Origin of the sequence: Mesorhizobium sp. M7A.F.Ca.CA.004.04.2.1 (assembly GCF_004022825.1) — a bacterium.
Lineage (GTDB): Bacteria > Pseudomonadota > Alphaproteobacteria > Rhizobiales > Rhizobiaceae > Mesorhizobium.
This window is the reverse complement of record NZ_RZPH01001125.1, coordinates 1-1,351: the sequence shown is the minus strand read 5'-3', so window position 1 is coordinate 1,351 and position 1,351 is coordinate 1. Positions and strand designations below refer to the sequence as shown.

General features: G+C 63.4%; 2 protein-coding genes and 1 pseudogene. All 3 read left to right on the top strand.

What is annotated here, in order from left to right; all coding sequences use genetic code 11:
* Positions 1–182: hypothetical protein (locus tag EN893_RS38815; RefSeq protein WP_206640215.1), on the top strand; the 182-nt coding region annotated here is incomplete at its 5' end.
* Between the two features lie 112 nt (positions 183–294).
* Positions 295–1,188, top strand: a complete 894-nt coding sequence (locus EN893_RS32035) for an EAL domain-containing protein (RefSeq protein WP_127270427.1) — start codon at positions 295–297, stop codon at positions 1,186–1,188.
* A pseudogene (locus EN893_RS39605) lies at positions 1,185–1,351 on the top strand (EAL domain-containing protein); the annotation flags it as partial. The gene EN893_RS32035 and the pseudogene EN893_RS39605, both read left to right, overlap by 4 nt.

Genomic DNA, 1,351 nt, shown 5'->3' with positions numbered 1-1,351 from the left:
GCATTTTTCAGCTCGCGCGCTTTCTGCGTGACCGCGATGGTGGCGGAAGGCTTCACGCGGGAAAGGGTGTCGGCAAGAAAGGCCATGAGCTTGACGTCTCCATGGAAGATCGGCGCGGCCAGGAGCGACCGCGGCGCTTCTCATGTCGCATGATTTCGCGCAACGCAAGTATTGTCGGCTGATCCAGGTCTCAAGGAGCTGTGATCGGGACCCGGGGTCGGCAACAATAAATTCATTAACGAGCGGTAGAGGCTTGAGTGGCAGGATGGCAGACCAATTGCGGAGCGAGGAACCGTGTCGCGCAGCGTCGGGCTTGCCCACATCATCCGTCAGGACGACGGCACCTCCACCGGTGTCTGGGGTATCTACACGCTGCAAAGCGCCTTCCAGCCGATCTTCGCTTTCAAGGAAGGCAAGCTGTCGGTGGTCGCGTTCGAAGGGCTGATCCGGCCGTTCCGCGACGGCGAGCCGCAATCGCCGATGAATTTCTTCTCGACCTGCCCGGCCGCCGACCGGCTGCATATCGAGGCGCTGACCAGGACGCTGCATCTTCTCAACGCCGGTGCCTGCCTGCCGCGGGAAGCATCGATCTTCGTCAATTTCGACCCGTCAGTGTTCACCGAACGCGCCGTTGCCGACGCTGCCTTGCGCGAAATGCGGCTCGTGCTGCACGAGGCCGGCATCGACCCGCGTCGCGTCGTCTGCGAGGTGACCGAGCAGCGGTCGGCGTCGCAGGAAGCCTTGCATGGCTTCGTCGCGGCACTGAGGGCCAACGGTTTTCGCATCGCCGTCGACGATTATGGCGCGGACGATTCCGACATCAATCGGGTCAAGGAATTGAAGCCGGATATCGTCAAGTTCGATGCCTACTGGATCACGCAGCTGATGGAGTCCGGCGCCGGCTTCGCGTTGCTGACCACCATGGTGAAGAACTTCGAGGAGCAAGGTATCCATACGGTGTTCGAAGGCATCGAGGAGGGCTGGCAACTGGAGCTCGCCGAGAAATCGGGTGCGTCGATGGTGCAGGGTTTCGTGCTGGCGCGGCCCGAATTGGCGCCGACCAGCTTTGGCGTCTTCGACAAGGCCAGGCAGGCGCCTGTCGCTGCTGCCGTCGACACGTCGGCTCCTGCCGTGGGAACGCCTTCGGCGCGGCCGGTCAAGGCCTTCGGGCGCCGCGTGGCGACATGAGAGACGATCGGCGGCGCAATGTCGGCGATGCGATCCGGGTCGACGAAGTCGGCATCGAATACGGCATCCATGGCGAGTTCCGGCTGCGCAGCGCCTATCAGCCGATTTTCGCGCCGCGCGGCCGTTTCCTTCACGCGGTCGCGGCCGAAGCCCTGAGCGAGCC